Annotated in this window: 3 protein-coding genes; all 3 read left to right on the top strand. The window is 62.8% G+C overall.

Annotated elements, in window-relative coordinates:
* The first annotated feature begins 156 nt into the window (after positions 1–156).
* Genes aruF through astD form a run of 3 tightly spaced genes read left to right on the top strand, consistent with a single transcriptional unit; the run spans position 157 to position 3,715 of the window.
* Positions 157–1,176, top strand: a complete 1,020-nt coding sequence (aruF, locus tag WBR57_RS09860; RefSeq protein WP_424083662.1) for an arginine/ornithine succinyltransferase subunit alpha — start codon at positions 157–159, stop codon at positions 1,174–1,176.
* A 47-nt stretch (positions 1,177–1,223) separates the two neighbouring features.
* On the top strand, positions 1,224–2,249 hold the full coding sequence (gene astA, locus WBR57_RS09855; protein ID WP_424083661.1) for an arginine N-succinyltransferase: 1,026 nt from the start codon (positions 1,224–1,226) through the stop codon (positions 2,247–2,249).
* Positions 2,246–3,715 (top strand): succinylglutamate-semialdehyde dehydrogenase, encoded by a 1,470-nt coding sequence (astD, locus tag WBR57_RS09850; protein ID WP_424083663.1) that lies wholly within the window; start codon positions 2,246–2,248, stop codon positions 3,713–3,715. The genes astA and astD overlap by 4 nt, the downstream gene beginning before the upstream one ends.
* Positions 3,716–3,767 lie beyond the last annotated feature (52 nt).

Below are 3,767 nucleotides of genomic sequence, written 5' to 3'. Positions count from 1 at the left end.
GCTAGCACTCTACCAGTTGATGATTTTGTGACTGATACACCGCTATCGGGGGCAAGCCCCCTCCCACACTGGAATATGCCCCACATGAAGATATGTGGTGTTCCTGACCAGTTCGGTATTTTTTTTCTGTGAGTTCTAGAGTTAAGGAGTGACACCATGCTGGTGATGCGCCCCGCGCAAATGGCTGATCTGGGCGAGGTACAGCGTCTGGCTGCGGACAGCCCGATTGGTGTCACCTCCTTGCCGGATGATGTGGAACGCCTGAGCGACAAGATCGCCGCCAGCGAAGCGTCCTTCGCCGCCGAGGTCAGTTTCAACGGCGAAGAAAGCTATTTCTTCGTTCTGGAAGACACCCAGACCGGCAAGCTTGCCGGCTGCTCGGCCATCGTCGCGTCGGCCGGTTACTCGGAGCCGTTCTACAGCTTCCGTAACGAGACCTTCGTGCACGCTTCCCGCGAGCTGAAGATCCACAACAAGATCCACGTGCTGTCCCAGTGCCACGACTTGACCGGCAACAGCCTGCTCACCAGTTTCTACGTGGTGCCCGAGCTGGTCGGTTCGCCGTGGTCGGAACTCAATTCCCGTGGCCGCCTGCTGTTTGTCGCCAGCCACCCCGAGCGCTTTGCCGACTCGGTGGTGACCGAAATTGTCGGCTACAGCGACGAGAACGGTGACTCGCCGTTCTGGGACGCCATCGGCCGCAACTTCTTCGACCTCAATTACGCCGCCGCCGAACGCCTGTGCGGGCTGAAAAGCCGTACCTTCCTCGCCGAGCTGATGCCGCATTACCCGATCTACGTGCCGCTGTTGCCGGACGAAGCCCAGGAAGCCATGGGCCAGGTGCACCCACGGGCGCAGATCACCTTCGACATCCTGATGCGCGAAGGCTTCGAGACCGACCATTACATCGACATCTTTGACGGCGGCCCGACGCTGCACGCGCGGGTGTCGGGCATTCGCTCGATTGCCCAGAGCCGCGTGGTGCCGGTCAAGATCGGCGAGATGGTCAAGGGGGTCGGCCGCCAGTACCTGGTGAGCAACGCGCAGTTGCAGGATTACCGCGCGGTGATGCTGGAGCTGGACTACGCGCCCGGCAAGCCGGTGACCCTGGACCTGGAAGCCGCCGAAGCCCTGGGCGTTGGTGAAGGCGCAAGTGTGCGCCTGGTAGCGGTTTAAGAATGAGTTCGCGGGTGGCTGCAAAGCGGCCCGTCTGAGGAGATAGCATGATCGTTCGTCCCGTACGCAGCAGCGATTTACCGGCCCTGATTGATCTGGCGCGCAGCACCGGCACCGGCCTGACCACCTTGCCGGCCAACGAAGAGCGCCTGACCCATCGGGTTGGCTGGGCGGAAAAAACCTTTCGCGGCGACGCCGGGCGTGGCGATGCCGACTACCTGTTCGTGCTGGAAAACGACGAAGGCCGCGTGGTGGGTATTTCCGCCATCGCCGGCGCGGTCGGTTTGCGTGAGCCCTGGTACAACTTCCGGGTCGGCCTGACGGTCAGCGCCTCCCAGGAGCTGAATATCTACCGCGAAATCCCGACGCTGTTTCTGGCCAACGACCTCACCGGCAATTCCGAGTTGTGCTCGTTGTTCCTGCACGCCGATTACCGCAACGGCCTCAACGGCCGCATGCTGGCCAAAGCGCGCCTGCTGTTTATCGCTGAATTCCCGCAGCTGTTCGGCAGCAAGATCATTGCCGAGATGCGCGGAGTGTCCAACGACGCCGGCCGCTCGCCGTTCTGGGAAAGCCTGGGCAGGCACTTCTTCAAGATGGAATTCAGCCAGGCCGACTACCTCACCGGCGTGGGCAACAAGGCGTTTATCGCCGAACTGATGCCCAAGTTTCCGCTGTACAGCTGCTTCCTTTCCGAGGATGCGCGCAACGTGATCGGCAAGGTTCACCCGGACACCGAACCTGCACTGAGCATGCTCAAGAGTGAAGGGTTCAGCTACCAGGGCTATGTCGATATTTTTGACGCCGGCCCGGCGGTGGAATGTGAAACCAGCAAGATCCGTGCGGTGCGCGACAGCCAGTCGCTGGTGTTGGCCATCGGCACGCCGGGGGACGACGCCACGCCGTTCCTGATTCATAACCGCAAGCGCGAGGACTGCCGCATTACTGCCGCTCCGGCCCGTCTGGCGGCGGGCACTTTGGTGGTCGACCCGCTGACTGCCAAGCGCTTGCAACTGGTGGTGGGTGATCAAGTGCGTGCTGTTGCGTTGTCTGCTGCTCGGGAGTCGAAATAATGAATTCGCTGTATATCGCAGGTAGCTGGCTGGCTGGCCAGGGTGAACTGTTTGAATCGCGCAACCCGGTGAACCAGCAGGTGCTGTGGGCCGGCAATGGCGCTACCGCCGAGCAGGTCGAGTCGGCCGTGCAGGCCGCGCGCCAGGCATTCCCCGCCTGGGCCCGACGCCCGCTGGAAGAACGCATCAGCGTGCTGGAAGCCTTTGCCGCCGCCCTGAAAAGCCGCGCTGACGAAATCGCCCGCTGCATCGGCGAGGAAACCGGCAAGCCGCTGTGGGAATCGGCGACTGAAGTCACCAGCATGGCCAACAAGATTGCCATCTCGGTGCAAAGCTACCGTGAACGTACCGGCGAGAAGAGCGGGCCCCTGGGCGACGCCACCGCCGTGTTGCGCCACAAGCCTCACGGCGTGGTGGCGGTATTCGGCCCCTACAACTTCCCCGGCCACTTGCCTAACGGGCATATCGTCCCGGCGTTGCTGGCGGGTAACACCGTACTGTTCAAGCCGAGCGAACTGACCCCGAAAGTCGCCGAGCTGACGGTAGAGTGCTGGATTGAAGCCGGCTTGCCGGCAGGCGTGTTGAACCTGCTGCAGGGCGCGCGGGAAACCGGCATCGCACTGGCCGCGAACCCAGGGATCGATGGGTTGTTCTTTACCGGTTCCAGCCGCACCGGCAATCACCTGCACCAGCAGTTCTCTGGGCGCCCGGACAAGATCCTGGCCCTGGAAATGGGCGGCAATAACCCGCTGGTGGTCGACGAAGTGGCCGACGTGGATGCGGCGGTCTACACCATTATCCAATCGGCCTTCATCTCGGCTGGCCAGCGCTGCACCTGTGCCCGTCGCTTGCTGGTGCCGGAAGGCGCTTGGGGCGATGCGCTGCTGGCGCGCCTGGTGGCCGTCAGTGCGACGATTGCAGTCGGCGCGTTCGACCAGCAACCGCCGCCATTCATGGGCTCGGTGATTTCCCTCGGTGCGGCAAAGGCCTTGATGGACGCCCAGGAACTGATGTTGGCCAATGGCGCCGTGGCGCTGTTGGAAATGACCCAGCCACAGGCTCAGGCCGCGTTGCTGACCCCCGGCATCATCGACGTGACCGGCGTGACCGAGCGCGAGGACGAAGAACTGTTTGGCCCGCTGTTGCAGGTGATTCGCTACGCCGATTTTGCCGCGGCGATTGCCGAGGCCAACACCACCCAGTACGGCCTGGCCGCGGGCTTGTTGTCGGATTCCGAAGCGCGCTACCAGCAGTTCTGGCTGGAAAGCCGTGCGGGGATCGTCAACTGGAACAAACAGCTGACCGGCGCTGCCAGCACCGCGCCATTTGGCGGGGTAGGGGCCTCGGGCAACCATCGCGCCAGTGCGTATTACGCGGCGGATTATTGCGCGTACCCGGTGGCGTCGCTGGAAACCCCAAGCCTGGTGGTGCCGGCCACGCTGACCCCCGGTATTACGCTGAAGTGAAGGTGACACTGATCTAATGTGGGAGCTGGCTTGCCTGCGATGGCATCACCTC

This window comes from Pseudomonas sp. (assembly GCF_049590575.1).
GTDB lineage: Bacteria > Pseudomonadota > Gammaproteobacteria > Pseudomonadales > Pseudomonadaceae > Aquipseudomonas.
Note: the sequence above shows the minus strand (reverse complement) of the source record. Positions and strands in the feature narration are given on the sequence as shown.

Coding starts and splice junctions, on each gene's coding strand:
- aruF (WP_424083662.1), top strand. CDS start 157: ATGCTGGTGATGCGCCCCGCGCAAATGGCTGATCTGGGCGAGGTACAG.
- astA (WP_424083661.1), top strand. CDS start 1,224: ATGATCGTTCGTCCCGTACGCAGCAGCGATTTACCGGCCCTGATTGAT.